The organism is Lacibacter sediminis (assembly GCF_014168535.1).
Taxonomy (GTDB): Bacteria; Bacteroidota; Bacteroidia; order Chitinophagales; family Chitinophagaceae; genus Lacibacter; species Lacibacter sediminis.
This window is the reverse complement of the sequence record NZ_CP060007.1, coordinates 3,364,005-3,390,358: the sequence shown is the minus strand read 5'-3', so window position 1 is coordinate 3,390,358 and position 26,354 is coordinate 3,364,005. Positions and strand designations below refer to the sequence as shown.

Below are 26,354 nucleotides of genomic sequence, written 5' to 3'. Positions count from 1 at the left end.
ACCCCGATGATGAATCGGGGTTTTTAATTTATTTGATTTCCTTTTGTGGAGCTTTAAACTTGCTGAAGACAACTTTCTGTTTCACCGGCAAAACATACAGGTTATTTCCTTTCTGAAAGGTAATACTGTTACCTCTCATGGTAAGGTTATTGTTATTGCTGGTTGAGAAATTAAAGCCACTCTTGAAACGGAATCCGTTTTGAAGGCTCAGTGGGTTGTTTTTCAGATTAAGTGAGGTAAGCGTTGATTTGTTATCCTTTTTCTTACCGCCACCACTGTAAAATGTGGCAGAAGAAGCAGAATAAAAAACAGCAAAACAGCTCATAATCAGTAAACTGTTCCGAAGAAAGTTTTGGCGATATGTTGTTTTAGCAGTCATTTGATTACAAATTTAACGATGAATAATTGGAATACGCTCTCCGTCTATCATTATTTTATAATTATATTAACGTGTGTTGATAACTAAATGTTACATGGCTATAGGAAATTTTATGAAATAGACGGTAAATTACAGTAACCCACCCGCAACTACATGAAACAAAACCCCTCCAGAAACGATAAAGAAGAAATCAGGGAACTGCTGCGTCTTTTTGAAAATCTGAAGAACGGGCGTTCGCAATCATTCCTAGAAGAAGAAAGTTTTGAAAAACTCGTAGACTATTTTGACGATAAGGAGGACTATCCGCAGGCATTGCAGGCGGCTGAACTTGGTATTGAGATCTATCCTTATTCTTCTGTTTTGCTGGTAAAGAAGGCCGATTTACTCCTGGCTACACGCCAATACAAGGCTGCTCTTGAAACGCTCGATCAGGCAGAACTCCTCGACCATAATGACATCAACCTTTTTATTCTCCGCACCGATGCTTATCTGGCTTTGGATCAACAGGAGAAAGCTGTGGAATTGCTTGAAGAGGGGTTGCTGTTATTTAACGGAGAGGAACGATTGGAACTATTGTTTGAGCTGGCCGATGTGTATGATGACTACGAGGAATTTGAAAAAGTGTTCGATTGCCTTAAGTTAATTTTGGAAGAAGAACCTACCAACGAAGAAGCCCTTTATAAGATCTGCTTCTGGACCGATTTCACAGGCCGCAACGAAGAGTCCATCAAACTTCACCTCAGTATCATTAATGATAATCCTTACAGTGAGCTGGCCTGGTTCAACCTTGGCGCCGCTTACCAGGGATTGAAACTATATGAGAAGTCGATTGATGCATACATGTACTGTATTGCCATTGATGAGAAGTTCGATTATGCTTACCGCAACATTGGTGATGCGTATATCCGTCTGCGTAAGTATAAAGATGCCATTGAAATGCTGGAAAAGGTACTTGAACTCAGCAGGCCGGAAGAAGTGATCCATGAAGCAATTGGCTATTGTTACGACAGGATGGGACAGTATGCGCAGGCAAGGTTTCACTACCGTAAGGCTTCACACATGAATCCTGAGGACAGCAAACTTTATTATAAGATCGCCTGTACCTACATCAACGAATCTCAATACGAAAGCGGCATCAAGCAATTGCAACAGGCATTGCGTATCCATCGTACTCAACCGGAATACAACCTGGCAATGGGCATGGCACTTGTGGAAATAGGTGAATACAAAACGGCTATTGAGCATTATGCCAATGTCATCAAATCAAGACCCAAAAATGTAAAAGGCTGGAGTGCCATTCTTGAATGTATGCTCAAAGCCGATTTGCTGGATAATGCGGATGAATATGCCCTTGCTGCATACGAAGCAACGGGAAGCAAGCCGGTATTTATTTTTTACAGGGCAGCAATCTTTTTTGCCTTAGGTAAAACCAAGCAAGCCATGACACAGCTTGAATATGCCATGGCAAAAGCGCCCAAACTCATTAAAAAACTCATTGAACTGCAGCCTAAACTGATGCAACATCCACAGGTTGTGGATATTATTGCCCGTTACAAACGCTCACGCTTTATTTAAAGTCAATCATTGGCTTGACCACTGTCAGTAAATCTGTAATTGCAGGTTGCCGTTGCTTCCCTATTTTTGCCGACGATCAAAAAAAGTATGTCGATGAATTTTAACCTTACACAGATTCCTGAGCGTAATAAGAAACCCCGCAATCATGGCATTACAATGGTAATGGATAAGGGGCTGAGTGTTGAAGAAGCTAAGAACTTTATGAGCATTGCTGAGCCACATGTGGACATTGTGAAGCTGGGCTTTGGAACTTCGTTCGTTACACCTAATCTTCGGGCTAAGCTTGATGTATATGCTTCTTACGACATTCCCGTTTATTTCGGCGGCACTTTGTTTGAGGCATTCCTCATCCGTAACCAGTTTGAAGATTACATCAGCGTTTGTAAAGAATATGGCGTTACATACATGGAAGTAAGTGATGGTTCCATTGAAATTCCACATGCAGAAAAGTGCGGTTACATTGAAAAATTAACGAAACACGGAACGGTGTTGAGCGAAGTGGGCAGTAAAGATGCAGCGCACATCATTCCCCCTTATAAATGGATCGAATTGATGCGTGCTGAACTGGAAGCCGGTTCTACTTATGTAATTGCTGAAGCCCGTGAAGCCGGTAATGTGGGTATTTATCGTGGCAGTGGTGAAGTGCGTGAAGGTCTGGTGCAGGAAATTCTTACACAGATCCCTGAAGAAAAGATCATATGGGAAGCTCCGCAAAAAGCACAACAACTTTACTTTATTGAATTGGTTGGTCATAATGTGAACCTTGGGAATATTGCTCCGTCAGAAGTAATTCCGCTTGAGACCATGCGTTTGGGTTTACGTGGCGACACCTTCCATATGTTCCTCGATAAACAGAAAGCATAATGCGTCAATTTGGTTTGATAGGATACCCGTTGAGTCATTCGTTTTCAAAAAAATATTTCACAGAAAAATTTTCAGAAGAGGGTATCAACAATTGCAATTATGAATTGTATCCTATCTCTTCCATTGATCAGTTCCCGCAACTACTTGCAAGTCTAGAAGGACTTGAAGGTATCAATGTCACCATTCCTTACAAGGAAGAAGTATTGCCATTTCTTCACCATCAGTCAGAAGCTGTGAAGGAGATTGGTGCATGCAATTGTATCAAGATCAAAGATGGACAACTCACCGGCTACAATACAGATGTGCTTGGTTTCCGTCAATCATTTGAACCATTTGTAAAACCACATCATAAGCAGGCGTTGGTGCTCGGCACAGGTGGTGCTGCAAAAGCCGTGGTATGGGTGCTCAAGCAAATCGGCATCGGCTACAAATATGTTTCCCGCAGAAAGGCTGATGATATGCTTCGTTATGAAGACATCGACGAAACAGTTATGCAACAATACCAGGTAGTTATCAACACTACACCCTTGGGTATGCAACCGAATGTATATGATAAACCATCATTACCTTATCAATACTTCACCAATCATCATCTCTGTTACGATCTTGTTTACAACCCTGCAAAAACAGCTTTTCTGCAATTAGCCGAAGAGCATGGTGCAGCAATCAAGAATGGAGGAGATATGCTGGTGATTCAGGCCGAAGAAAGCTGGAAGATCTGGAACAGTTGAATGATCTTTCAACAGCTTCCGTTATTATTGTGATTGAATACAGAACCAATGTGCAGGAAACTCTTTATACTCATCATTAGTTTACTTGGCTTCATGGCAGCTTCTGCACAGGCAGATAAAGCCGAAGAAAATTACCAGGCTGGTCGTCAGCTTCGCCGTGATGGTAAATGCACAGAAGCTATTCCTCTTTTCAAAAAAGCAATTGAACAAAAGCCAACGCTAGCAGCTGCTCATTATGAGTTAGGCTGGTGTTACAATGAGCTGGGACAATACAATATTGCTTTACCCATTCTTCAGCAGGCCGTGAAATTAGAACCAACAGGTTTTCGTTCGCTCTACGAAGCAGGATTTGCGAAATATAAATTGGGCAGGGTAGAAGAAGCATTGGTTGATTTCAACCAGGTGATCAAGCTCAACGCCAATTATGAAAAAGTGTATATCGCAAGAGGTGATTTGTATAAAGATGCAAAGAAGAATACCGCTGCTGCATTGGCCGATTTCCTGAAAGCACTGTCATTAGACAGCACTGAAAAGAAGATACATTACCGCATTGGCTGGTGTTATAACGATCTCGGAAAATTCAGCGACGCTGTTCCATATTTACAGAAAGCAACCAGCTTTGAAGAACAGAATTATCTTTCTTATTCCGAATTAGGCTTCTCACTTTTTTCATTGAACAGGTTCGATGAAGCAATGGTTCATCTTACCAAAGCCAATACATTGAAAGCAGGTTTTGAAACCACTGTTTATTATATGGGACTTTGTCAGGTAAAGCAAAATAAAAAGCAGGATGCTGTACAGAAATATAATGAGTTAGTACAACTCAATAGCAACTACGCTGCTTTACTTTTGAATGAAATTAAGTTGATGAAGTAAGTGTTTTTTTGCCAATTGTCTATTGCCTATTTACCACTTACTTCTCACCACTCGCCAACTTCTCTTTCACCACAGTCGGAACCGCTGCAATCTTTTTCTTTCCGTAATCGTAACAAACCATCCCGGTTTTTGCCAACGCTGTAACTGCTTTCTCTCTGTTCAGAATTTGATAATAGAGGTCGAACCCAACTGACGTAAAGTTTACCGCAGCAATGTTCACCGATAAAACATCGCCGTAGAAGATTTCTTTTTTAAATTCAATGCCCACATCACTCATAATTAAACCTACACCGGCACAATCCAATTCAGCAAAGCCATGATGGGAGAGGAACTGCATTCTTGCTTCGTGTATGATAGAAAGCACCGCATCATTACCAACATGGTTGCCATAGTTGAGATCGGTAATGCGAACAGGAATAGTTGCGGTAAACGTAAACTGTTCCGGTAAAGTGAGTTTGATACGTGACATGAAGAAGTTGATAAGTGTTTATTGTTGATCGGTACTGTTGATCAATGCATTCAGATCAATATCACCGGCAGAAGCAGAGAGCACGGCAGCCATCGCCATTTTTTCACGCCATAGTTTGATCTGTTCATTACAATCTTTCGATTGAAGTGCGGTAGCCGCATCAACAGTTGTTGTGCCGGCACATTTCAGGTTGCTGATCTTTTTTGACACACGAACCAACTCGCCATTATCGTTCAGCACCATGAAGTATTGACTTTCAGAAAAGCCATTTGTTTCTTTCGTTTTCTCGGGTTGCTTATGATGAATACCCTGGTAGGCAACATTATTTTCCAAACTGTGATCAGGAGTTTCAACATAAGCCAATGCATCAGGTGAAGCTAATTTTTGCTTGATGCGTTCTTTGATCTGCGTGCGACTAGTTGTTGCAACTGCGGGCTCTTCAGTACCTGTTACATTCGTATCGGGTGAATTTGTTGCAGGAGTTGTGGCAGGCTTCTCTTCAACTGGATTTGCTGCAATACTTATTGGTGTTGTTGATGTAGTTGAATTATTATTCAGCAAACGGTAACCACCCCATGCAAGAATACCAACAACAGCTGCGGCTGCTGCTATACGATAAAAACGTTTGGTAGAATTTCTGTTGATGGAAATTACTTTCGCCCCGCTTTCTTCCAATGATTGTTCAATGAAGCTCCATGCAGTTGCAGGTGGTGTTACTTCAGTTGATTGCAACGTTGCGGCAATGTATGCGTCGTTCTGTTCAATGTTCAACTGCTGTTCAATTTGCTCCCATGCAGATGCAGGAACAATTTCTTCAACTGAGTTTATTTTTTTTTGAATTGACAGATCGTCTAATGCAGGTTGTAATTGTTCCCAAATAAATGCAGGGGCTTCTTCTTCCAGCTGAATTACCTGTTGCTGCAATGGTTTATCTGCTTCCAGTTCATCAAGATCAACAGCAATCTTCTCCCAAACCATTTCCGGCGGGGCAACTTCTGTTTGCAGAAGTAATTGTTGAAGAGTGGAGTCGTTCATGATTTATTCAGCTCAGCGTTTTATTTTTTCCTGTAAGATCATTCTTGCTCTTGCAAGCTGCGATTTGCTGGTGCCTTCGCTGATGCCCAGTAATTCGCCAATTTCTTTATGACTATATCCTTCCACTACATAAAGGTTGAATACACTTCTGTAACCTGGTGATAAGTCTTTAATGATCCTAAGCAAATCCTTTTCATTGATGTTTTCAATCGCTGAAACAGATTTGTATTCAATACTTTCTTCTTTCTCTGTTAATGATAAGTCTGTTTTCTTTTTACGGATCTGTTCAATAGCGGTATTTACAAAAATGCGTCGTACCCATCCTTCAAATGATCCTTCGCCTCTGAAACGTTCCAGGTTTTTAAAGATCTTGACAAATCCTTCCTGTAAAATGTCCTGTGCGTCATCGGCATTGCCCATGTAGCGGAGGCAAACGGCATACATTTTACCGGCATATTTGTCGTACATCGCTTTCTGCATACGACGGTCGCCGGAAATGCATCCACTAATTAAGTCGGTATCAGGAATCATTTGGTTGCTTTGCATCTTGGTTTCTCCTTAACTTTTTTTGAGGAAATCGATCATCAGGTCGAGCCCTTTTTTCCGGTGACTGTATTTGTTCTTTTCCTCCATCGTCATTTCGGCGAAAGCTTTGCTGCTTCCGTCGGGTAAAAATACAGGGTCGTATCCAAATCCCCCTGTTCCTGCTTTATTTTCTAAAATCGTGCCGTTACAGATTCCTTCAAACTGATAAAGCTTACCATCAAGGATAAGCGAAAAAACGGTGCGGAAACGTGCCCGGCGGTTGCTTTGGCCCTGCATATTTGTGAGCAGCTTATCAGTATTGGCAGAAAAATCTTTGCCATCACCTGCATATCGAGCCGAATGAACGCCAGGTTCACCATTCAGTGCTTCCACTTCAAGCCCTGTATCTTCTGCAAAACAATCCTGTTGCAAACGCTCTGCTAAGAACTGTGCTTTGTGTTTTGAATTTTCTTCGAGTGTATGAAATGGTTCGGGAATTTCTTCTTCCACGCCTGCATCTTTCATGGTAAGGATGCGGAAACCTTCCGGAAGTGCGGCTTCAATTTCTTCGGCTTTGTGCCGGTTACCGCTGGCGAAAATGAGTTGTTGCATAAACAGGTTACAGGCCCAGCATTTGTTTCAATGCCAGCCATAGTTTTGATTTTTTGCTTTTATCGGTGCGGATGGCTTCCAGTGGTTCAGTGCAACAGATCAAATAACCCTGTTGTTCCTGCACACGGTAATCGGCCGATTGAATGGGCAAGGCATCTACCTGCACACCCGATGCAATCACGAATTTCGGTTGCAGTTGCTGCACCAGTTCATCGAAATGATTACGGTTATTGGCCACATTCACGAGGGCAATATCTTCCATATTCATTTTGCAGGCGGTCAATACATCGCCCAGGAACTGGAAATCGGCATCGTTGAGATAAGGGAAATAATGTTCTTCTACCAGCCACACAAACTGTTTTTTGTTTTTGCCTGTAATTCCCTGCAAAGGAGCGTTTGCGGTAACAGGTTCAGGTGCGGTGACTGTTTTAACTGCCTTTGTTTCCGTTTTGCCTGTATTGTCTGCTTTTTCAACAAGTACGAGTTGTTTACCGTAGAAATCGGCTAATTGATCGTCAGTAAGTTGAATATTGTCGAACGACATAGTTGATGGGCAGTAAAACCGTTGTTTATTTTTTTCGTTTCTTTGCATCACAAAAATAACGAGTTATGATTGGTGCTATGGATATTTTAATTACAAAATCTGAAACAAGTAAACTGAGCAGCCTTGATCTGGGTAATGTTCCTTTTGGTAAACATTTTACTGATCATATGCTGGTGGCCGATTATGAAGATGGTGAGTGGAAGAATGTAGAGATCAAACCTTATCAGCCGATTACCATTTCTCCTGCCAATGCAGCGATCCATTACGGACAAAGTATTTTCGAAGGTATCAAAGCGTATCGTCATGAAAATGGTGAAGCGTATATTTTCCGTCCGTTCGATAACTTTCAGCGTTTCAATAAATCGGCAGAACGTATGCAGATGCCTGCAGTGCCTGAAGAAATTTTTATTGAAGGCATGCGTAAGCTGATTGAAGTAGATAAAGACTGGATCCCGATGAAGAAAGATCATTCATTATACATCCGTCCGTTCATGTTTGCGAATGATGATGTGATAGGAGTGAAGCCGAGTGATAAATACAGATTCATGATCATCCTTTGTCCAACCGGTCCATATTATGCAGTACCAATGAAGATATATGTGGAAGAACATTTTGTTCGTGCAGTACCCGGTGGTGTTGGTTTTGCAAAAGCAGCAGGGAACTATGGATCATCGATGTATCCAACAAATGAAGCAAAGAAAAAAGGATACGACCAGGTATTATGGACTGATGCAATTGAACACAAATACCTGCAGGAATTTGGTATGATGAATGGGTTTGTGATCATTGGTAATACAGCCATCACACCAAATCTTGATGAAGGCACCATTCTTGCCGGTGTTACAAGAGACAGTGTGATTGCGATTTTAAAAGATATGGGTTTAACTGTTGAAGAACGTCCGATCAGTATTCATGAAGTAGTAGACGCATTCAACAACGGAACATTGAAAGAAGTGTTTGGTACAGGTACCGCAGCAACTATTTCCATGATCAAAGAATTACGATACAAAGACACAGTGATGGAATTTGATACAGACAAATGGACGATCTCTCCTGAAGTGAAACGTCGTTTAACTGATATCCGTGAAGGCAGGGCAGCAGATATACACGAATGGTTATTCAAAATATAAACCTGCAATGAAAACAGTGGAGCGGCTTTGAAAAGAGCCGCTTTTTTACTTCATATGCGTCAGTCAAACGATAATTGGAAGACAAAAAACCAATAGCTTTGATTCATTTATTTAAATATGGCGGACAAAATAATTTCTTATCGGCTTTGTTTTACTAAAAATACTTTCAATGGCGAAATGGTATGTGATTTTGTGAGGGACCATGAAAAACATCTGGGCTTTATACCTTCTAAGATTGTCTTTACGTCAGCAGGTATTTATACTGCTAAGGTTATTACAGATAAGATTCTAAAGAAAATTGCTAATGTAAAAGAAAATATTTCCTTAACGATTTTAGACGATTCAGAGGCAATTAGTTTTAACATTACTAATACAGCGAAAAGAGAGTCTTGTCAGAGTGTTACATTATCAGCTCCAATAGAGAAGTATGCAGTATTTGACTCAGTATTGGATTCCTTTATTAGTAATGAAAATTTTATTATTGGGTATGGTTACGATTCTGAATTTGTGCGGTGGCAATCTGAAATATATCCAAGTCATTATAAAATTTTCGAGAAGCCAATGGTCGGTGTTAAGTTGTATTGGAATAAGTTTTTTAACGAAGAACAAATAGATATTAAAGCTAACCCTGCACGTATGACCCTTGTTAAAGGTATGTGGTTGTCTGTTTCTCCGATAATGTATTTTGGGAGAGAGATGTTTCATTATATATCTGCATCTGAATTATTGAGGTACAAAGCGGCAAAGTCGGTAGCCAAAATAAATGAGAATGTCATTAAAGTTATTCTATTCGATAATTTATCTGAATCTGACAAGCAAGACAATTATCAAAAACTTCAAGATTTTAGAAAGTATTTTTCGATTGATGAATTGGAAGCAATGCTAGCTTGATGTTTAGTGGGTTAAAATGGAACGAGGTGATTTGAAGTGGCTAATTTGAAAAATCATTGCAACGGCAGCGGGGTTAACACCGATTGCTCCCAGCTTTTATATTTTTTCTTTAACTCTTCTGCCTTCGCAGGTTTGGTAGTAATAAGATTGTTTCGTTCGCCTTCATCAACCGATAAGTCAAACAGATATTCTCCTGTTTCATCAACAATGTATTTCCAGTTATGATCAAGTATGGCGTATTGATTACGTCGTTGAAAAATGCGCCAGTAAAATGTTCGTGGTACTATTTGTTGATTAGCTGTAAGAACCGGGAGAAGATCAATGCCATCAAGTGCATATTTTTCATTTGTTTTTGCACCCGCTGCTGCAAGAATGGTTGCTGTCCAGTCCATGGTAATCACCTGTTGATGCGATACCGTATTCGCTTTAATTTTTCCGGGCCAACGTACAAAAGCAGGCACACGCACACCACCTTCCCATACGGTCATTTTCATTTTTGCGTAAGGTCCCATATCGGAAAATTTTTCACCACCATTATCACTGGTGAAGATGACAATTGTATTGGCAGCCAATCCTGTTTCGTCCAATGTTTTCATGATAACACCAACCTGGTCGTCTAAACTTTTCATCATCTCTTTGTAGGCGTCCGGTTTTCCCATTGTTTGCATAAGCTTTGCACTCATGGGAATACTATCGGGCAACGCAGGATCATTTGGTCCCTGCCATGGCCAATGCGGAGCAGTAAACTGAAGACTTAAAAAGAATGGCTTGTTATGTGCTTGTTTTAAAAATGAAATTGTTTTTGTTCCAAGTAATTCCGTTGTATATCCTTTTGTGTAAACAGGATTTCTGTTTTCGTACAGATCATTTTTTCCTCCATCACCTTTGTGCGAAATATAATCAGCAGCACCGGTGTATATGCCAAAGAAATAATCAAATCCATTGTCAAGCGGAGAGAAGGATGGCCCCACGCCTAAATGCCATTTACCGATGAGTGCTGTTTCATAACCTGCTTTTTTTACCAACGCCGCTACTGAATGATCTGCTGCATGTAAACCAATGGCGCTATCCCGTTTTGAAGGCACCCATGGCTCCAGCAAACCAATAGAAGTACGGGCAGGATAACGGCCTGTCATAAACGATGTGCGTGTGGGCGTGCAAACAGGAGCTCCGGCATAAGCATTTGTAAACTTCATTCCCTGCGATGCAAGTTTATCGAGATGTGGTGTTTGATAATCTTTACGTCCGTAACAGCTGAGATCTGCATAACCGAGATCATCGGCCATGATGTAAATGATATTTGGTCGTTGCTGTGCAAAAGAGAAATTATTCAACACAAGAAGAACTGCTGCTAGAATAAACCATTTGCTGTTCATGTTGATTTGCTTTTCTACAAGTTATCGTTTCCAATTTTCTTTTGCAATAAAAAAAGCTGTGGACGGACACAGCTTTTTTTTGGAAGTATAAGAGAATTTTACCGGATGAGTGTAATCGTTCCCTGCATTTTAAATACAGCACCATCACCACAAACAACTTCGGCAATGTAAGTATACATGCCCGGTTGTTGCTCGTAACCGTTGCGTGTGCCATCCCAACCAACAGCAGGATTGTTGCCTTGTATATTTTCTTTTAAATAAACAGGTTGACCCCAACGGTCGTACACGATGATTCGTTTAATCTTATCAACACCATCACCAATTACAAAGAAACGATCATTTTTTCCATCATTATTTGGTGTGAATGCATTCGGAATGTAAATACGTCCTGCCAAACATCCAACCAAAACAGTTACTTCGTCAAAGGATGTACAACCCGCAATATTGCTTACTTCAACTTTGTATGTTGTATTATTTTTTGGATTTGCAACAGGGTTTGTACATGTTGTACAAGTTAACGTGTTGAAAGGTGTCCAGCTGTAAGAAATAATATCCGGCGAACCGATTGCCAGTAATTGTGCGGTTGTACCTGCAATGATCACTGTATCATTTCCTGCATTGATCGTTGGATAATTATAAACATACACCGTAACTGTTTTTGAATCGGTAAAGCAACTGCTGCTGTCTGTTCCGGTTACTGTATACGTGGTGGTGGTGAGCGGTGCTGCTAACGGGTTGCTAACAGTACTGCTGCTTAAACCTGTTGCAGGCGACCAACTGTATAACTCTGCTCCACTTGCCTGCAGTCGAATATTCTGACCCAAACACAATGTGTCATCGGCACTTACTGTAACAGTAAATGGTTTCTTCACACGAATGAAAACAGAATCAACGGTGCTGCAACCTGAAGATGTACCTGTTACATAATAACGGATATTATTCTGCGGAGTAGAAACGGGGTTTGTACAATTGGTACAATTCAAATCAGTTCCCGGCGACCATAAATAGCTTGTGGCGCCCGATGGTGTTAATACGAAGCTGCTGCCAATACAAATCGTAGTGTCTTTGCCAGCATCAATGGTCGGTGTTTGATTAACAGTAATAGTTGTTGAAGTGCTATCGGTACAACCGCTGCTGTTTGTTGCTATCAACCATGCAGTATAAGTTCCTGCGGCGGGAATAGAAAAGTTGGAAAGATTTTTTGTATTCACAATACGGTTATCAACTTTCCATATCCATTGTATTGCAGATGTGTCAGGATTAATTAGGTTGCCGGTTAAGTTAACAGTTGCCGGGCTGCAATAAATAGTAGTTCCGGTTATACTTAATTGCGGAGTAGGCACAACTTTTATCAGTTGCGGTTTGGTAATGGTATTGCTGCAACCATTTACGGTGTTGATCGTCAGCGTTACATCATACACACCAGTATTGCTGTATGTATGCGATGGACTACGCAAACCACTTGTATTTCCGTCACCAAAATTCCATACATAGCTGCTTACAAGATCTGCTGTAACAGATGAATCACGGAACTGAACAGTGCCGTTATCACAAAGAACTGTTTTATCAAAACCAAAATCAGGTTTCGATCCGAAGATCTTGATGGTATCAATGCCGATCAGTGGTGTTAAACAACCTTGCGTATCCTGCAGAATTACTTTCGGCACATAAAAACCGGGATATTGATAATTGAAACCAACTGTTGAATCTGTTGTAAACAATGTATTGCCATCGCCAAAATCCCACAGGTATTTCACATTGTTATTTGCTGTAACAGCAAAGTTTACCTGCATCGGGAAACAACCTGTTATCGGATTGTAGCTGAGGTTGCCGATTGTATTTGACAATACACGAATCGTCATTTGTTTTGTAGAAGTACAACCACCTGCTGATGTTACTGTTAATGTAACGATGTAATCATTCGGAATTGCATAAGAGTAAGATGGGTTTGCTGCAGTTGACGTATTCCCATCACCAAAATTCCAAAGGATCGATTTGTAAAAAGTTGATGTGTTCGTGAATTGAACTTGCAGTGGCGGACAAATTGTGAATGTATCGCTTGCAATGAAATTTGCTTGCGGAACATCCACAGTAATGTAATTTGTTTTGATGATTGAATCAACACAACCAATCGCTTCACGACCGATCAGTTTCACTGTGTATGTTCCGGTTGCTGCATAGCTGTGCGAAGGATTAACAGCAGTTGATGTATTGCCATCACCAAAATCCCAGGTATAACTTAAGTTACTGCCTGTTGATGTATTTACAAATTGCACATTGCCATTGGGACACGATAACGTATCAACAGCATAAAAACCAAGTTTCGATTCAAAGATGTCGAGTATTGTACTTGTTAAGGTACTGTCGGTGCAACCATAGGAGTCAGTTACTATTAGTTTAGGAAAATAAGTTGATGCTGTTGTATAACTGTGTTGCACCGTTGCATTGTTCCCATTCAAACTGTTGCCATCGCCAAATTTCCATAAGTAATTTGTGATGGGATGTGTTCCGTCGGTTACAGAAGTACTTGTAAACGTTACTGCTTGCCCTACGCACTGTGGATTTGGAAGTGCAGTGAAGGATGGCGTTGCTCCATAAACATTCAATACTTTCGTTGTGCTGTCTTTACATCCGTTTATATCGGTAATAACAAGTTTAACTGTGTAATTGCCAACAGCGGTGTAAAAATGATTGAATGAAGCAGCGTTGCTGGTTGTTCCGTCACCAAGATCCCATGACCATGATGTGATGTTAGCCGGTGTTACATTGCCTGCAGAAAAACTAAATGATTGGAATTTACATTTTGCATTCTGATCGGTAACAATGGTTGGATTGAAGTTTAAGAAATTGATTACACGTTGCGATGTATCTGTACAACTTCCATTGGTAACACTTAACGTAACAGTGTATGTACCCGGTGCGGCATAAGCATATGTTGGATTAACTGCAGTAGATGTATTGCCATCACCGAAATTCCAGAGACGTGTTATTGCTCCAACTGAGCTGTCAGAAAACGCAACAGTCGATGTGGTGTTACAATCATATGTAATACCAAATTTCGAAACAGGTGGAAGTATCTGTAAGTAACTTGTTTTAGTTGCTGTATCAGGACAACCATTTTTAAAAGCAATCAATCGCACTGTGATGAAACCTGCAGTGTCATAAGCATGTGTTGGATTTTGATTAGTACTTATTTTATTGTCGCCAAATTCCCAACGCCAGGCATCTGGTGAGCCAGTACTGAGATCAGTGAAATTGATGGGCTGCCCTGCACAACTTATAAGCGGTGCAGCAGAAAAATTCGCAGTTGGTTTCGTTCCTGTTTTTACACCATCAACATAAGTGATCGTTTCAGTACATCCTCTTCTTGTTGTTACAGTTAAACGAATGGTGTAACTGCCTTGACCCGGATAAAGATGACTCGGGAATTGTTGTGTTGATGTGCCGCCATCACCAAAATCCCATAACCATGATACAACAGAGTCGGCTGATATTACTGATGGGACAGGATTAAATGTATAAGGGAAACATCCCCCCGTTGGCATACCAAGTATTGATACTACCGGCTTCTGAACCCTGATGAAATTTGTTTTTGTGAGCGATCCTGTGCAGCCGGCTGAAAGTTGAACGGTAAGTTTTACTGTATAATTTCCTTCCGCCGTATAAGTATGTGAAGGATTCTGTTGTGTTGAGATAGTTCCATCGCCAAAATCCCACAACCATTGCTTTGCACCCGGAGTAGTGTTCGAAAAATTCACGGTAAAAGGTGCACGACAGGAAATTGAATCATTTACTATAATGTTTGGAACAGGGTTACTGATAACATTGATCGTTTTGATCGATGAATCAACGCAGGCTCCGTAATTGTTCACCAGCTTAACGGTGTAAGCACCCGTTGTGCTGAAGATCTTTATTGGGTTGGCAGTGATTGATGACGTGCCATCACCAAAATACCAGGTAGATGAATTTGGAACCGGTATTGATTGATTGGTAAACTTCACCGTATCGCCAATACAAACACTGTCCCTGAAACTGAAATTAGAATTGAAGTTGCCGATACTCAGTTGGTTGTTTTTTGTAATCGTGTCAATACAGCCTTGGTCACTTTCTGCAATTAACCGGACATTATAAGTGCCTGCTGTAGTATAGGTATGTAAGGGATTTGTAACTGTTGAATTGCCGCCATCACCAAAGTCCCATTTATAGGTAACAGTTCCGGGGCCGGTGGTGAGATTTGTAAACGTTATTGCTTCAGGTGGTTTACAATTAACTGGAGCACTGGCGCTGAAATCGGCCCGTACACCTGTGGTAGCCCGAATGAACGATGGCTTTACTAACAATGTAAAGCACCCACTGCTGTTGGTTACCTTCAGGGCAACATTATAATTACCGCTATTGTAATAAACATGATAGGGGTTTTGGGCTGTACTCGTAGTGCCATCGCCAAAGTCCCATTCCCATGATGTGATGGTTCCGCCTGAAGTAGCCACTGAGTTGTCAACAAATTGAACCCTGAGCGGAAAACAACCAACTGAACTGGTAGAAGTGGTGAATGCAACCTGTGGAGGCTGCAAAACGTTGATGTAGTTTGTTTTAATTAATGAGTCTTTGCCGGAAGCGTTGGTGATAATAAGTTTTACGGAATAGATGCCGGGAGTTAAATAAGTAGTTGACGGGTTTTGATTTGTAGAAATAGTACCGTTGCCTAAATCCCAGCGCCAGCCTGTTGCTCCGCCGGTTGATTCATCAGTAAAGTTTACAAGTAATGGGGCGCATCCGCTGGTAGGGGATGCCTTAAACGCTGTGGAAAGTTGACTCCAGAGCGAAGTGGAGAAAAAACATGCAATTACAGTCAGGGTCAGGACTTTGCAGGATTTTCTCAATAGTGGTGGTGTTGTGTCAGCACTCAGTTTTGTCATATTAAGTCAGGTCTTTTCTGAACGAAAAAGAGATATTGGTTATAGATAGCTGTGCTATGAACAAATATAGCTTTCATTTTCAGTATTTTATAGAAAATGAACTTGAAATCCAGCTCAGCGACCTCAGTTTTTTAATATAAACGCAAAACCATGGGGAATAATGCCTTTCAGGAAATTTTAGTTATTTACACAGATGTTAATAGAAATCTGTGAAAGTTTTTTGTACTTTAAATGAGGACACCTACCTTTGCCGTCCGAAAAATAATAAGGTAAGGAATGCCTACAATTCAACAATTAGTACGAAAAGGAAGAGAAATCATTAGGGCCAAAAGCAAATCCCGTGCGCTGGATAGCTGCCCGTTTCGCAGAGGTGTATGTACACGTGTGTACACAACCACGCCTAAAAAGCCCAACTCGGCTTTGCGTAAAGTAGCGAAAGTGCGTTTAACCAACAAAATTGAGGTGATTGCCTACATCCCCGGTGAAGGTCACAACCTGCAGGAGCACTCAATTGTATTGGTGCGTGGCGGTCGTGTGAAGGATTTACCAGGTGTACGTTACCATATCGTTCGTGGTTCGCTCGATACTGCCGGTGTAAAAGACCGCAAGAAGAGCCGTTCTAAGTACGGTACGAAGAAGGAAAAAGCTAAAAAATAATCTGACTAAGTAATTCTTATATACAATGAGGAAGACGAAACCTAAAAAGATAGCGCTGGCACCAGATCCAAGGTTTAACGACACGTTGGTGACACGTTTTGTAAACAATTTAATGTGGCAAGGTAAGAAGAGCACTGCTTTTACTATCTTCTACGATGCAATTGATAAAGTTGCAAAAACAACCGGCGAAGACGGTTATGAAATCTGGAAGAAAGCAGTTGCGAACGTAACTCCTGCTGTTGAAGTACGCAGCCGTCGTATTGGTGGTGCTACCTTCCAGATTCCTGCTGAAGTTCGTGCTGACAGAAAGATCTCTCTCAGTATCAAATGGCTGGTTCGCTATAGCCGTGAACGTAACGGTCGCAGCATGGCTGATAAATTAGCAAACGAAATCGTAAGTGCAAGCAAAGGTGAAGGTGGTGCTTTCAAAAAGAAAGAAGATACACACCGTATGGCTGAAGCCAATAAGGCTTTCGCTCACTTCAGAGCTTAATCTTCAAAAAGATCATATTCAGGAATCCCTTCGTTTAACGGAGGGATTTTTTTTTGTACATACAGCAGTTATTGTTTTTTCTACTCGCCTGTTAAGTGGATTCCCTCAATTTTAGTGGTAGTCTTTTTTTATTTCGCTTCGGGGAATATATTTGTAATGAAACCAATTTTATTTTATCCTGACAATCCCTAACTCCCCTTTATTTCAATTGTTGCTGAAATCAGCGGTAATCCCCCGGCTAAAATCCTTTTTCACCTTTCAAAATCCTTTATGTAATATGAAAATTACTTCCTTGCTTTTCACTGCCTTTTTTTTGTGCCAGATACCAGCTATGTCACAGGAAGCGGATGATGAGAACATTTCGATTCTAAAATCAGTGCGCACATTCAGGTTTGTAAAAGGCACAGCCGAGAACCCTGTAGTTGTAAAAGAGGAGCATAGCCGAACTTTCACTTGCAACAAGTACAGAACTGATGTGCCTGTAGTTGAACTCTTCAACAGTATAGAAACAATGGATGATGTTGATATACGTGTTGATGGATCGAAACGCCATGGTATTGTTCCAAGGTATGAGTATTATAACCGTGATGGTATTTTCTACTCTGATGAGCAGGTTTGCTATTTTGCTTTGCCTGTTTCAAAGATCGGCAGTAAATCAGAAGTAACGATCAAAAAGACAATCAAGGATCCCAGGTATTTTACGAATATTTTTTTCACGGAAGGCCACGCCATTAATGAACAGGAAATTAAACTCTATGTACCAGCTTGGGTTAGTCTTGATATTAAAGAATATCATTTTGGAAAGTACAACATCCGTAAATCTGTATCACAGGAAAGCGGTGAAACTGTTTATACTTTTTCGATGAATGATATTCCAAAATTCAAACAGGAATCATCGGCCCCCGGGTTAACCTATTACGCACCACATATTCTTGTGCTTTGTAAATCGGCTCAACCAAAAGACGTTTCTTATACTTATTTTAAAACAGTAAAAGAACAGTATGAGTGGTATCAAAGTCTTGTGCAGGCAATTGGTGATGACGAAAAAGTTATAAAAGAAAAAGCAGAAGAGATCGTAAAAGGAATCAGTAATGAAGAAGAGAAAGTAAAAAAGATATTTCAATGGGTGCAAGACAATATCCGTTACATCGCTTTTGAAAATGGGATAGCAGGGTTTAAACCGGAAAAAGCACAAGAAGTGTTACGAAAAAAATATGGCGATTGTAAAGGCATGGCTAATTTACTTACGGTTATGTTGCGTTCAATAAAGTTAGATGCACGTAGATGCTGGATTGGCACCAAGCATATTGCATACGATTACAGCACACCCTCTCTTTCAGTAGATAATCACATGATCTGTGCATGGATGAAAAACGGGAAACCGGTTTATTTAGATGCAACAGAAAAGTATATTGGTTTTGGAGAAACTGCCGAACGAATTCAAGGTCGGCAAACACTTATTGAGAACGGGAATCAATACCTGTTGGAGAAAGTGCCTGTTGCGAGTTATTTACAAAACACTTCTACTGAAAACAGAAAGTTAGTGATAGAGGGTAATAACCTGAAAGGTCATGTAACACATGTATGGAAAGGCGAGAACAAAGAATGGTTATTAAATGCACTTGCGGATATCAAACAAGATAAACAGGAAAATGCATTGAAGCAGTTTCTTGCTGAAGGGGAAAGTGGTTTTGAAATAAGTAATTTGAAGATCACAAACCTTACAGACTATAACAACGATCTCAAAATTGAATACGATGTATTATGGAAAAATGCAGTAACAGTGTTTGATAAAGATGCCTACCTGAGTATTGATAACAGGACGCATTTTAAGGATTATAAAATTGATGCCGACAAACGAAAACTTCCATACTGGATACAGTTTAAAAATAATCTTGTGTTTGAAATGGAATTAATACTCCCTGCTGATAAAACCATAACCGAATTGCCGGGTAAAATTGCCATTAAGCAACCTGGTTATAGCTTTAATGCCGCTTACACAAACGAAACAGGAAAGCTCAGGTACCGCACGGAGATCATTATTCAAAATGCCGAAATTCTTCCGGAGAATTTTTCACAATGGAACAAAGACATAAAACAGCTTACAGATTTTTACGACCAGCAAGTAGTACTTACCTCTAAAAAATAACCATCTTGAAACAATTATCTTTTGCAGCAGTATTGTGTTTTGCTTTTTTTACTTCTTTCGCTCAATCGAAGGAAACCATCGCCTATCGTAAAGAGTCAGAAGAAATGCGTAAGTCGGTTTGGGCCTGGGAAGATCCTAAATTTAAAGTCAAAGACATTCCGCAGAAATATGCAAACGCATCGAAAATTATCATTGCTCATCATACTGAGTTAACCGCCGACAGTAAATCATCCATTGCATTTTACGGATTAGGGTTTGGCACAAAGCATAAGCAAAACCTAACTGAAATAGTAAGAGAAGTTGTAAAACTAAATGATAAGAATGCGGTAACAGAATATTCAGAACTGAGTTTTACTCAATTTGAAAAACGAAGTGGCTTTTACACCTCAGATAAATCAAGCACTTACGTTGGAGTACGTGTGATAAAAGGAGATGGTACGGTAAAAGAAATTAATGCTGACGAAATAGTGCTGACAAAAGATGCTGCAAATGAAAAGCAGGCAAAACTTGCCATCCCGGATCTGCAGCCAGGCGATATCCTTGACTATTTTTTTGCTACTGCTCAAAATACAACCAATGATTTCGCAACAAAAGTGTACACACTACTCTTGTTTGATAATGCACCTGTGTTGAGTTATTCATTTCACAGTCAGCTTGGGAAAAAATTTGCTGTTGAATACCGAAGCTATAACGGAGCGCCTGAACTGGCGGTCAAAAAAAGTGCAGAAAGCGATATTGAAATAAGCGTGCAGAAGAATGATATGCCTCCTTTTGAAACAAGTCTTTGGGTTTCTGCCACCAGGCAGTTACCCTTTATACGTATGAATATAGGGCAGGGTTATAAAGGCATTGGTAGTGCCGCTATGGGCATGAGCAGACCTGGTGAAATTAAAAAGATAGCTAATAGTCAAAATGCATTGGAAGAAAAATCCCGTGAATTTTCGCTACGGTATTACAACGGATATTGGATGCGAAACGGTAGAGAGGAGTACATTTCAATGGAAAAATTGGCGAAAAGTAAAGCCAAACAAATGGGGATTGAATATAAAAGTATGAGCAGGGAAGAAAGGGCAGCGCTTATATATTATACAGCCCGGTTCGATTGGTTGCTGCGGTTTTCTATCGATAATTTAGAAGGTAAAATTAATCTTCCGTCCAGACGTTTTGATGGATTCCCATTCTCCATGTTCGCTTTACTGAAAGCTGCGGATCTTGATCCTGCAATTATGGTGTATGAGGATCGTACCGGATTTCGAATGAATGAAGCAATGAACGGAAGTGATCTTGGGGCAATTGCCTATTTGCCGGGTACAAATAAGTTTTTTTCATTGACATCAGTTTTTGATATTCCGTTTGTAGTGCCGGGAAGTGCTGAGGGAGCAAAAAACACTAAGAGTTTCACATTTGAACACCCGGCAATGGCAGGGCCGGGTAAAGTTGCCAATCTAACTGAAGTTGCACCAGGGCCTAATGTAGCAACAAGTAAGTCGACAGATAATGCAAGAATTGAAAAACTGCAGATATCATTAACAGCCGAAAAAACCTCGCTAAACGTAAAAAGGAATACAATACTGAAGGGGCATTATAAACTTGATGAACAAACCAAACTTGTGGTTTATGAAGACATTATGGATTATGAGTGTAAAGTATTTAAGCAGGAAGAGCTTTTACTGGACGAAATAGCCAATTCAAAAAGTGGAAAAAAGTATATTAATGAAGTAAGAAATGCTTTTGCAGAAGAAAGAAAAAAGCAGAAAGATGCTTTTTCAAAAGAGGCAAAAGACTGGTTTGAACAAGAGGTGACAGAGATGAAGGATTATAAAATTGAAAACCCGGGTATACGCCACAATGCACCGGATTTTGTGTACAGTTCAAACTTTCAACTGGGAGGGCTGGTTAAAAAGGCAGGAAATAATATTATTGTTGAGATAGGAAAAATACAAGGAACGCCTCTTGTAATTAAAGAAGAACAAAAAAAACGGGCACTTGATATTTATATGCCTTTTGCAAGAAGTATTGAGTATCATTTGGAGATTGCAATTCCGGAAGGTTATACAGCTGAAGGAGTTGCTGCTCTTAATTCAAAAGTTCAAAATGAAACCGGATATTTTATTACCGAAGCAACCAGTAACGGACAAACTGTTTCTGTAAAAATCATGAAACATTACCTGAATAGTTATGAACCATTGCAAAACTTCGAAAAAATACTGGCCTTTGTAAATGCATCCAGCGAGTGGACGAATGCAAAGTTGTTATTGAAGAAAAAATAATTTGGGAGCAGTGCATTTACCTCTCAAAAGATCGGGCAATGATCAATGAATAATTTCAGCGATCATTGCCCGATTTATTAAAATCATTTTTTGAAATAAAAGGCATAATCATTAACACACTTATTTCTTCTTTTTCTTTTTTTCTTTCTTGATCTTTTTTGCCGGCAATTGCACAATCACTGTTTCACCTCTGCCTTTTTCATTTGCTCTGCTTTGAATGGTCCACAGATCAAGTTGGTTATCACCATCAACAACACTGCCACTGTAATCGCCCCAGGCAACACCATCTGCTGCACCTGTTCCTACACCAACACGAACTATTTCACGAATAGTACCTGCTGTATCAGTTGCTTTGCGATAGGCAAAACGTGGACTCACAAACATATTGCCATTCACTTCCTGAAAACCAACGAGTACATCTTTGTTTTTATTTACTGCAAGCGTTGTTTGAATATAGTTTGTGGTGTCGCTTTTAATTAAACCTGTTTGCTGAATAGTTCCATCAGTTGCATTTACCTGGTGCCATTGTACTGCTGAGCGACCTTCGCAATTAACTGCTTGTGAAAACCAGATGCTGCTACTTTGTAACACAAGATTTTTTGGATTGCGATCACCGGAAGAAACTTTTTGCTGCGTATTGAATTGTGGCGATTGTGGTGGTTGATTAATGTATTTAAGATTGTGCGGTTTGCTGCTTACTAAAATACAAACAGGCGTACCATCAGCAGCTTCAGTTACACGACGGATCATAAATTTATCACGTTCAATATCGAAGAAGTAGATATCGTCTGTTCCATCTTGTCCGTAAACAGGATGTCCAAGACTTCCCTTGAAATGATAAACAGTTGCCGGCTTTCCTGATTTTGCATCTGCTGTTTTTAATACAAAAGTCCGCTCATCACCGCCGGGAAATGAATAACCGATCCATTTGCGACTATAGCCAATGCCACCTCCATCAACACCTTTAGGTGCAGGAACAGGGTAGGTGTTCCATGCGCCACGTGGATCGTTGGTTTCGGAAACAGAAACGTTTACCGGTTTAATTTTAGCTGAATCCCAATACACCCAAAGATCAAAACCAAATACCTGGTTGTGTGCATCAAAAAACAGCTTTGGATCAATACCATTGTTGAAACATTTCTGCGAAATGCCCTGTACATATTCGCCCTTTTTGCTGTAGATGACCAAGCCATTGTTGGTGCCGTGCAACACATAGCCACCGCCAACTGCAATTTGCGGATCAACCTGGCGGTTGCCATCCAATGAGCCATCGAACACTAGGTAACCGTTTACCATGCGGGGATTACCACCTTGTTTTCTTTCTGGGCATTGGCCATTATTATTGAAAGTTGATTTGTGAATGGGACTGATGATCTCTGTACGGTTGGGACGAAGCGTATCGCTTTGAACTTGCGCCCGTAAAATGCCTGTAAAGCCAAGCAATGCAATCAGGATTCGAACTTTATTCATTGGTTTAGAGTTGTTTCGTACAAAGTAAATCGCATTTACCCGGCAAAAGCGGGGACAATCGTTTGCATGATTTTGACCGTTTGTATAAAAGGCGAATTCATGCAAGGTGGGGCTGGAGGGTCAAGGGTGAGATGGTTGAAACTCAGGAGCGATGGCTTTTGGTGCAAAATGCATTTCGAAAGGGAAAAATCCTTACTTTTGCGGCCGCCAAAGTTTCCAACCAAAGGTGCATATGAACAGAGGATAGGAGGTTCGAAATTGATTGGCATAGTATGAGAGTATAATCATTACATATCAGCCCCCATCCTCAAAAAGGATGTTACCTGCGGGCAGCATGTCTCCAAACAGGAGATAATAGTTCAATAGAATTCATAGAGTAAAAGAGTGCGACGCCGATGTGGTTGCACAGGATTAAGGAAGACGATCATAATAATTATTCAAGATTTTTTAAACGATAAACATTCAAATTAAAACAGTCATGGCAGACTTAAAATTTCAGAGAAACTTTGGTATTGCGGCTCACATTGATGCCGGTAAGACCACAACTACTGAGCGTATCCTCCGCTATACCGGTATGATTCACCGTATTGGTGAGGTGCACGATGGTGCAGCTACAACCGATTGGATGGAACAGGAAAAAGAAAGAGGTATTACCATCACTTCAGCTGCTGTAAGCTGTCAGTGGAACTTCCCTACTGTGTTGGGTAAGCAAACACCAGATACAAAGAAGTATTCTTTCAACATTATTGATACTCCCGGTCACGTGGATTTTACCGTAGAGGTAGAACGTTCAATGCGTGTATTGGATGGTTTGATCGCTTTGTTCAGTGCGGTTGATGGTGTGGAGCCACAATCTGAAACTGTATGGCGCCAGGCTAACCGTTACAATGTACCACGTATCGGTTTCGTAAATAAAATGGATCGCAGTGGTGCCGACTTCTTAAACGTTGTGAAGCAGGTGCGTGAAATGTTGGGATCAAAAGCCGTTCCTCTTCAGTTGCCAATTGGTGCAGAAGATGATTTTAAAGGTGTGGTGGATCTCATTAAAATGAAAGGGATCATCTGGCATATGGAAACAGAAGGAATGACGTTCGATGAGATCGAAATTCCTGCTGATATGTTGGAAGAAGCACAAGACTGGAGAGCACAGCTTGTAGAAGCAGTTGCAGAATACGATGATAAGTTGATGGAGAAATTCTTCGATAATCCTGATACAATTACTGAAGATGAAATTCACGAAGCTGTACGCAAGGCAACAATTGATCTTTCAATTGTACCAATGATGTGCGGTTCTTCATTTAAGAATAAAGGTGTGCAAACTGCATTGGATGCGGTTTGTCGTTACCTGCCTTCTCCTTTAGATGTGGAAGCAATTAAAGGAACAGATCCTGATACAGGTGAAGAAATGACTCGTCAGCCAGATGCGAAACAACCATTTGCAGCATTGGCATTTAAGATCATGACCGATCCTTTCGTAGGTCGTTTGGCGTTCTTCCGGGTTTATTCCGGTCATCTTGATGCAGGTTCTTATGTGTTGAACGTAAGAAGCGGTAAGAAAGAGCGTATCAGCCGTATCATGAAGATGTTTGCAAACAAACAAAACCCTGTTGATTTTATTGAAGCAGGTGATATTGGTGCAGCGGTAGGGTTTAAAGAGATCAAAACCGGTGATACATTGTGTGATGAAAATCATCCGATCACTTTGGAGAACATGTTCATTCCTGAGCCTGTAATCTCTTTAGCTGTTGAACCAAAAGCACAAGCCGACGTTGATAAAATGGGCTTAGCGATTTCTAAATTGGTGGAAGAAGATCCTACACTGCGTGTAAAGACTGATGAAGAAACTGGTCAGACTGTATTGAGCGGTATGGGTGAATTGCACCTTGAGATCATCGTTGACCGTATGCGTCGTGAGTTTAAAGTAGAAGTAAACCAGGGTGCACCGATGGTGGCTTATAAAGAAGCGTTCAAACAAAAAGTTGAACACCGTGAAGTGTTGAAGAAACAGTCGGGTGGTCGTGGTAAGTTCGCTGATATCATTTTTGAAATCGGACCTGCTGATGAAGAGTGGCTGAAAGAAAACCCGGGCAAATCATACCAGTTTGTAAATGATTTGTTTGGTGGATCAATTCCAAAAGAATTTGTTCCTGCCATCATCAAAGGTTTTGAATCATCAATGGGTAATGGGGTACTCGCTAACTATCCAATGGTAGATATGAAAGTGCGTGTGTTTGATGGTAGCTACCATGATGTGGATTCTGATGCAATGAGTTTTGAATTGTGTGCGAAGAGTGGTTTCCGTGAAGCAGGACGCAAAGCAAAACCAACATTGCTTGAACCAATTATGAAAGTGGAAGTTGTAACGCCTGATCAGTACATGGGTGATGTTACGGGTGATCTTAACCGTCGTCGTGGTATGCTGGAAGGTATGGATACAAAAGGTAATGCACAGGTGATCAGAGCCAAAGTTCCTTTGAGTGAAATGTTTGGTTATGTTACACAGTTACGTTCATTATCTTCTGGTCGTGCAACTTCAACCATGGAGTTCAGTCACTATGCACCTGCACCAAACAACGTTGCCGAAGAGGTAATTGCGAAGGTGAAAGGAAAAGTGAGTGCTTAATTAAATTAAGTTGATTGAAATAGAAATCCCCTTGCGTAAGCAAGGGGATTTTTTTATTGAATTGGTACAAAGAGAATTTTGAACTAAGGATCATTGATAACAGCGGCAGTATCATCTCTCAGCAAACAATTACAAGGAATTCTGTTGCTGAAACAAACAACATTCCTGTTAACCTGGAAAAGCTTTCTTCAGGTGTGTATTATATACAACTGCAACAGAAAGGGAAAAGATGGTGGCAGAAAATAATTCTTCAGTAGAAAAGCAAACCCCGGAATTTTCGGGGGTTGCTTTTTATCAATCCTGTTTTTCTATCTGTGTTTCTTGTGCGGTAAGATTTTTTATTTTCAATTCAATAATTAAAATATTTGTTCACTTACTTGCATTTGGTAAAATCATTATTTAATTTCATAGTCCCGCAAAAGTTTTTTAAGCTGTACACCTACCCAAACCCCCTGTTTTAATCTCCCTTCTTAACCCTCCCTTCTAAACAGCAAATTGTAATTGTAAAAGTTTTTTAATCATTTCGAAAACAGTATTTCTTACTTCGAAACCGTTACAACATCTGTACTCTGCTTTAGTGGTTCAGATTGCTTGGCTGCGTGTTCAGTTTTAATACGGAATACAATGCTGAATAATTTACTATGACCATCGTCAGTTTTTTAACAGAAGCTAGCGGCGGGGAGATACACCTATGTATTGAATTGATTGCATGCATTGCGGGATGGATGCATATCATGTTCAATAATAAAAGCTGAACTCATGTTCA

General features: G+C 40.5%; 21 protein-coding genes. 12 read left to right on the top strand and 9 right to left on the bottom strand.

All coding sequences use genetic code 11. The features are described 5' to 3' along the window. Positions 1 to 28 precede the first annotated feature (28 nt). A complete protein-coding gene (locus tag H4075_RS14420) occupies positions 29 to 379 on the bottom strand; it encodes a hypothetical protein (RefSeq protein WP_182801534.1) in 351 nt (116 codons plus the stop codon). A gap of 153 nt (positions 380 to 532) precedes the next feature. Between H4075_RS14420 and H4075_RS14415 the strand changes: the two genes are divergently transcribed. From H4075_RS14415 to H4075_RS14400, 4 genes are all read left to right on the top strand, one after another. Then, entirely contained in the window at positions 533 to 1,954 is a 1,422-nt protein-coding gene (locus H4075_RS14415) for a tetratricopeptide repeat protein (protein WP_182801533.1), read from the top strand. A 93-nt stretch (positions 1,955 to 2,047) separates the two neighbouring features. Continuing rightward, a complete protein-coding gene (locus H4075_RS14410) occupies positions 2,048 to 2,818 on the top strand; it encodes a phosphosulfolactate synthase (RefSeq protein ID WP_182801532.1) in 771 nt (256 codons plus the stop codon). After that, the gene (locus H4075_RS14405; RefSeq protein WP_182801531.1) at positions 2,818 to 3,549 is read left to right on the top strand and encodes a shikimate dehydrogenase family protein; all 732 of its coding nucleotides are present in this window, start codon (positions 2,818 to 2,820) and stop codon (positions 3,547 to 3,549) included. Before H4075_RS14410 ends, H4075_RS14405 begins: the two co-directional genes overlap by 1 nt. 48 nt (positions 3,550 to 3,597) lie before the next feature. Further along, entirely contained in the window at positions 3,598 to 4,425 is an 828-nt protein-coding gene (locus H4075_RS14400) for a tetratricopeptide repeat protein (protein WP_182801530.1), read from the top strand. 37 nt (positions 4,426 to 4,462) lie between these two features. Here the strand turns inward: H4075_RS14400 and H4075_RS14395 are convergent, their stop codons facing one another. Genes H4075_RS14395 through H4075_RS14375 form a run of 5 tightly spaced genes read right to left on the bottom strand, consistent with a single transcriptional unit; the run spans position 4,463 to position 7,658 of the window. After that, complete coding sequence (locus H4075_RS14395) at positions 4,463 to 4,894, bottom strand: thioesterase family protein (RefSeq protein WP_182801529.1); 432 nt, start codon at positions 4,892 to 4,894, stop codon at positions 4,463 to 4,465. An 18-nt stretch (positions 4,895 to 4,912) separates the two neighbouring features. Then, entirely contained in the window at positions 4,913 to 5,929 is a 1,017-nt protein-coding gene (locus tag H4075_RS14390) for a hypothetical protein (RefSeq protein WP_182801528.1), read from the bottom strand. A 12-nt stretch (positions 5,930 to 5,941) separates the two neighbouring features. After that, positions 5,942 to 6,475 carry an RNA polymerase sigma factor gene (locus H4075_RS14385; protein ID WP_255460200.1) on the bottom strand — a complete coding sequence of 178 codons (534 nt, stop codon included), beginning with the start codon at positions 6,473 to 6,475 and terminating at the stop codon, positions 5,942 to 5,944. 12 nt (positions 6,476 to 6,487) lie between these two features. Continuing rightward, positions 6,488 to 7,066, bottom strand: a complete 579-nt coding sequence (gene rdgB / locus H4075_RS14380) for an RdgB/HAM1 family non-canonical purine NTP pyrophosphatase (RefSeq protein WP_182801527.1) — start codon at positions 7,064 to 7,066, stop codon at positions 6,488 to 6,490. Positions 7,067 to 7,073: 7 nt separating this feature from the next. Next, positions 7,074 to 7,658 (bottom strand): hypothetical protein, encoded by a 585-nt coding sequence (locus tag H4075_RS14375; protein WP_182801526.1) that lies wholly within the window; start codon positions 7,656 to 7,658, stop codon positions 7,074 to 7,076. Positions 7,659 to 7,675: 17 nt separating this feature from the next. Here H4075_RS14375 and H4075_RS14370 point away from each other — a divergent pair, with 17 nt between their 5' ends. Then, complete coding sequence (locus H4075_RS14370) at positions 7,676 to 8,740, top strand: branched-chain amino acid aminotransferase (protein ID WP_182801525.1); 1,065 nt, start codon at positions 7,676 to 7,678, stop codon at positions 8,738 to 8,740. Positions 8,741 to 8,857: 117 nt separating this feature from the next. Further along, on the top strand, positions 8,858 to 9,631 hold the full coding sequence (locus H4075_RS14365; RefSeq protein WP_182801524.1) for a hypothetical protein: 774 nt from the start codon (positions 8,858 to 8,860) through the stop codon (positions 9,629 to 9,631). A gap of 53 nt (positions 9,632 to 9,684) precedes the next feature. On the opposite strand, the gene H4075_RS14360 is transcribed toward H4075_RS14365, so the two are convergent. Continuing rightward, positions 9,685 to 11,007 (bottom strand): sulfatase-like hydrolase/transferase, encoded by a 1,323-nt coding sequence (locus tag H4075_RS14360; protein WP_182801523.1) that lies wholly within the window; start codon positions 11,005 to 11,007, stop codon positions 9,685 to 9,687. A 98-nt stretch (positions 11,008 to 11,105) separates the two neighbouring features. Continuing rightward, positions 11,106 to 15,926: a PKD domain-containing protein gene (locus H4075_RS14355; protein WP_182801522.1), complete on the bottom strand. Its 4,821-nt coding sequence runs from the start codon at positions 15,924 to 15,926 to the stop codon at positions 11,106 to 11,108. Between the two features lie 276 nt (positions 15,927 to 16,202). On the opposite strand from H4075_RS14355, the gene rpsL reads away from it, so the two are divergent. The 4 genes from rpsL to H4075_RS14335 all read left to right on the top strand — a co-directional run bounded on the left by rpsL (position 16,203) and on the right by H4075_RS14335 (position 21,495). Further along, positions 16,203 to 16,583, top strand: a complete 381-nt coding sequence (gene rpsL / locus H4075_RS14350; RefSeq protein WP_182801521.1) for a 30S ribosomal protein S12 — start codon at positions 16,203 to 16,205, stop codon at positions 16,581 to 16,583. A gap of 25 nt (positions 16,584 to 16,608) precedes the next feature. Next, positions 16,609 to 17,076, top strand: a complete 468-nt coding sequence (rpsG, locus tag H4075_RS14345) for a 30S ribosomal protein S7 (protein WP_182801520.1) — start codon at positions 16,609 to 16,611, stop codon at positions 17,074 to 17,076. A 277-nt stretch (positions 17,077 to 17,353) separates the two neighbouring features. After that, positions 17,354 to 19,225 (top strand): transglutaminase-like domain-containing protein, encoded by a 1,872-nt coding sequence (locus tag H4075_RS14340; RefSeq protein ID WP_182801519.1) that lies wholly within the window; start codon positions 17,354 to 17,356, stop codon positions 19,223 to 19,225. 5 nt (positions 19,226 to 19,230) lie between these two features. Next, positions 19,231 to 21,495, top strand: a complete 2,265-nt coding sequence (locus H4075_RS14335) for a DUF3857 domain-containing protein (RefSeq protein ID WP_182801518.1) — start codon at positions 19,231 to 19,233, stop codon at positions 21,493 to 21,495. Positions 21,496 to 21,615: 120 nt separating this feature from the next. Here the strand turns inward: H4075_RS14335 and H4075_RS14330 are convergent, their stop codons facing one another. Beyond that, positions 21,616 to 22,965, bottom strand: coding sequence for a hypothetical protein (locus H4075_RS14330; protein WP_182801517.1), 1,350 nt, complete (start codon positions 22,963 to 22,965; stop codon positions 21,616 to 21,618). Between the two features lie 478 nt (positions 22,966 to 23,443). Here H4075_RS14330 and fusA point away from each other — a divergent pair, with 478 nt between their 5' ends. Next, on the top strand, positions 23,444 to 25,588 hold the full coding sequence (fusA, locus tag H4075_RS14325) for an elongation factor G (protein WP_182801516.1): 2,145 nt from the start codon (positions 23,444 to 23,446) through the stop codon (positions 25,586 to 25,588). Positions 25,589 to 25,644: 56 nt separating this feature from the next. Beyond that, positions 25,645 to 25,845 (top strand): T9SS type A sorting domain-containing protein, encoded by a 201-nt coding sequence (locus H4075_RS21825; RefSeq protein WP_182801515.1) that lies wholly within the window; start codon positions 25,645 to 25,647, stop codon positions 25,843 to 25,845. Positions 25,846 to 26,354 lie beyond the last annotated feature (509 nt).

Bases quoted from the DNA above. Each gene is read 5' to 3' on its own strand.
- H4075_RS14370 (WP_182801525.1), top strand. From the start codon at position 7,676: ATGATTGGTGCTATGGATATTTTAATTACAAAATCTGAAACAAGTAAA.
- H4075_RS14365 (WP_182801524.1), top strand. From the start codon at position 8,858: ATGGCGGACAAAATAATTTCTTATCGGCTTTGTTTTACTAAAAATACT.
- rdgB (WP_182801527.1), bottom strand. From the start codon at position 7,066: ATGCAACAACTCATTTTCGCCAGCGGTAACCGGCACAAAGCCGAAGAA.
- H4075_RS14405 (WP_182801531.1), top strand. From the start codon at position 2,818: ATGCGTCAATTTGGTTTGATAGGATACCCGTTGAGTCATTCGTTTTCA.
- H4075_RS14355 (WP_182801522.1), bottom strand. From the start codon at position 15,926: ATGACAAAACTGAGTGCTGACACAACACCACCACTATTGAGAAAATCC.
- H4075_RS14385 (WP_255460200.1), bottom strand. From the start codon at position 6,475: ATGCAAAGCAACCAAATGATTCCTGATACCGACTTAATTAGTGGATGC.
- H4075_RS14415 (WP_182801533.1), top strand. From the start codon at position 533: ATGAAACAAAACCCCTCCAGAAACGATAAAGAAGAAATCAGGGAACTG.
- H4075_RS14400 (WP_182801530.1), top strand. From the start codon at position 3,598: ATGTGCAGGAAACTCTTTATACTCATCATTAGTTTACTTGGCTTCATG.
- H4075_RS14340 (WP_182801519.1), top strand. From the start codon at position 17,354: ATGAAAATTACTTCCTTGCTTTTCACTGCCTTTTTTTTGTGCCAGATA.
- H4075_RS14410 (WP_182801532.1), top strand. From the start codon at position 2,048: ATGAATTTTAACCTTACACAGATTCCTGAGCGTAATAAGAAACCCCGC.
- H4075_RS14330 (WP_182801517.1), bottom strand. From the start codon at position 22,965: ATGAATAAAGTTCGAATCCTGATTGCATTGCTTGGCTTTACAGGCATT.
- fusA (WP_182801516.1), top strand. From the start codon at position 23,444: ATGGCAGACTTAAAATTTCAGAGAAACTTTGGTATTGCGGCTCACATT.
- H4075_RS14390 (WP_182801528.1), bottom strand. From the start codon at position 5,929: ATGAACGACTCCACTCTTCAACAATTACTTCTGCAAACAGAAGTTGCC.
- rpsL (WP_182801521.1), top strand. From the start codon at position 16,203: ATGCCTACAATTCAACAATTAGTACGAAAAGGAAGAGAAATCATTAGG.
- H4075_RS14420 (WP_182801534.1), bottom strand. From the start codon at position 379: ATGACTGCTAAAACAACATATCGCCAAAACTTTCTTCGGAACAGTTTA.
- H4075_RS14395 (WP_182801529.1), bottom strand. From the start codon at position 4,894: ATGTCACGTATCAAACTCACTTTACCGGAACAGTTTACGTTTACCGCA.
- H4075_RS14375 (WP_182801526.1), bottom strand. From the start codon at position 7,658: ATGCAAAGAAACGAAAAAAATAAACAACGGTTTTACTGCCCATCAACT.
- rpsG (WP_182801520.1), top strand. From the start codon at position 16,609: ATGAGGAAGACGAAACCTAAAAAGATAGCGCTGGCACCAGATCCAAGG.
- H4075_RS14360 (WP_182801523.1), bottom strand. From the start codon at position 11,007: ATGAACAGCAAATGGTTTATTCTAGCAGCAGTTCTTCTTGTGTTGAAT.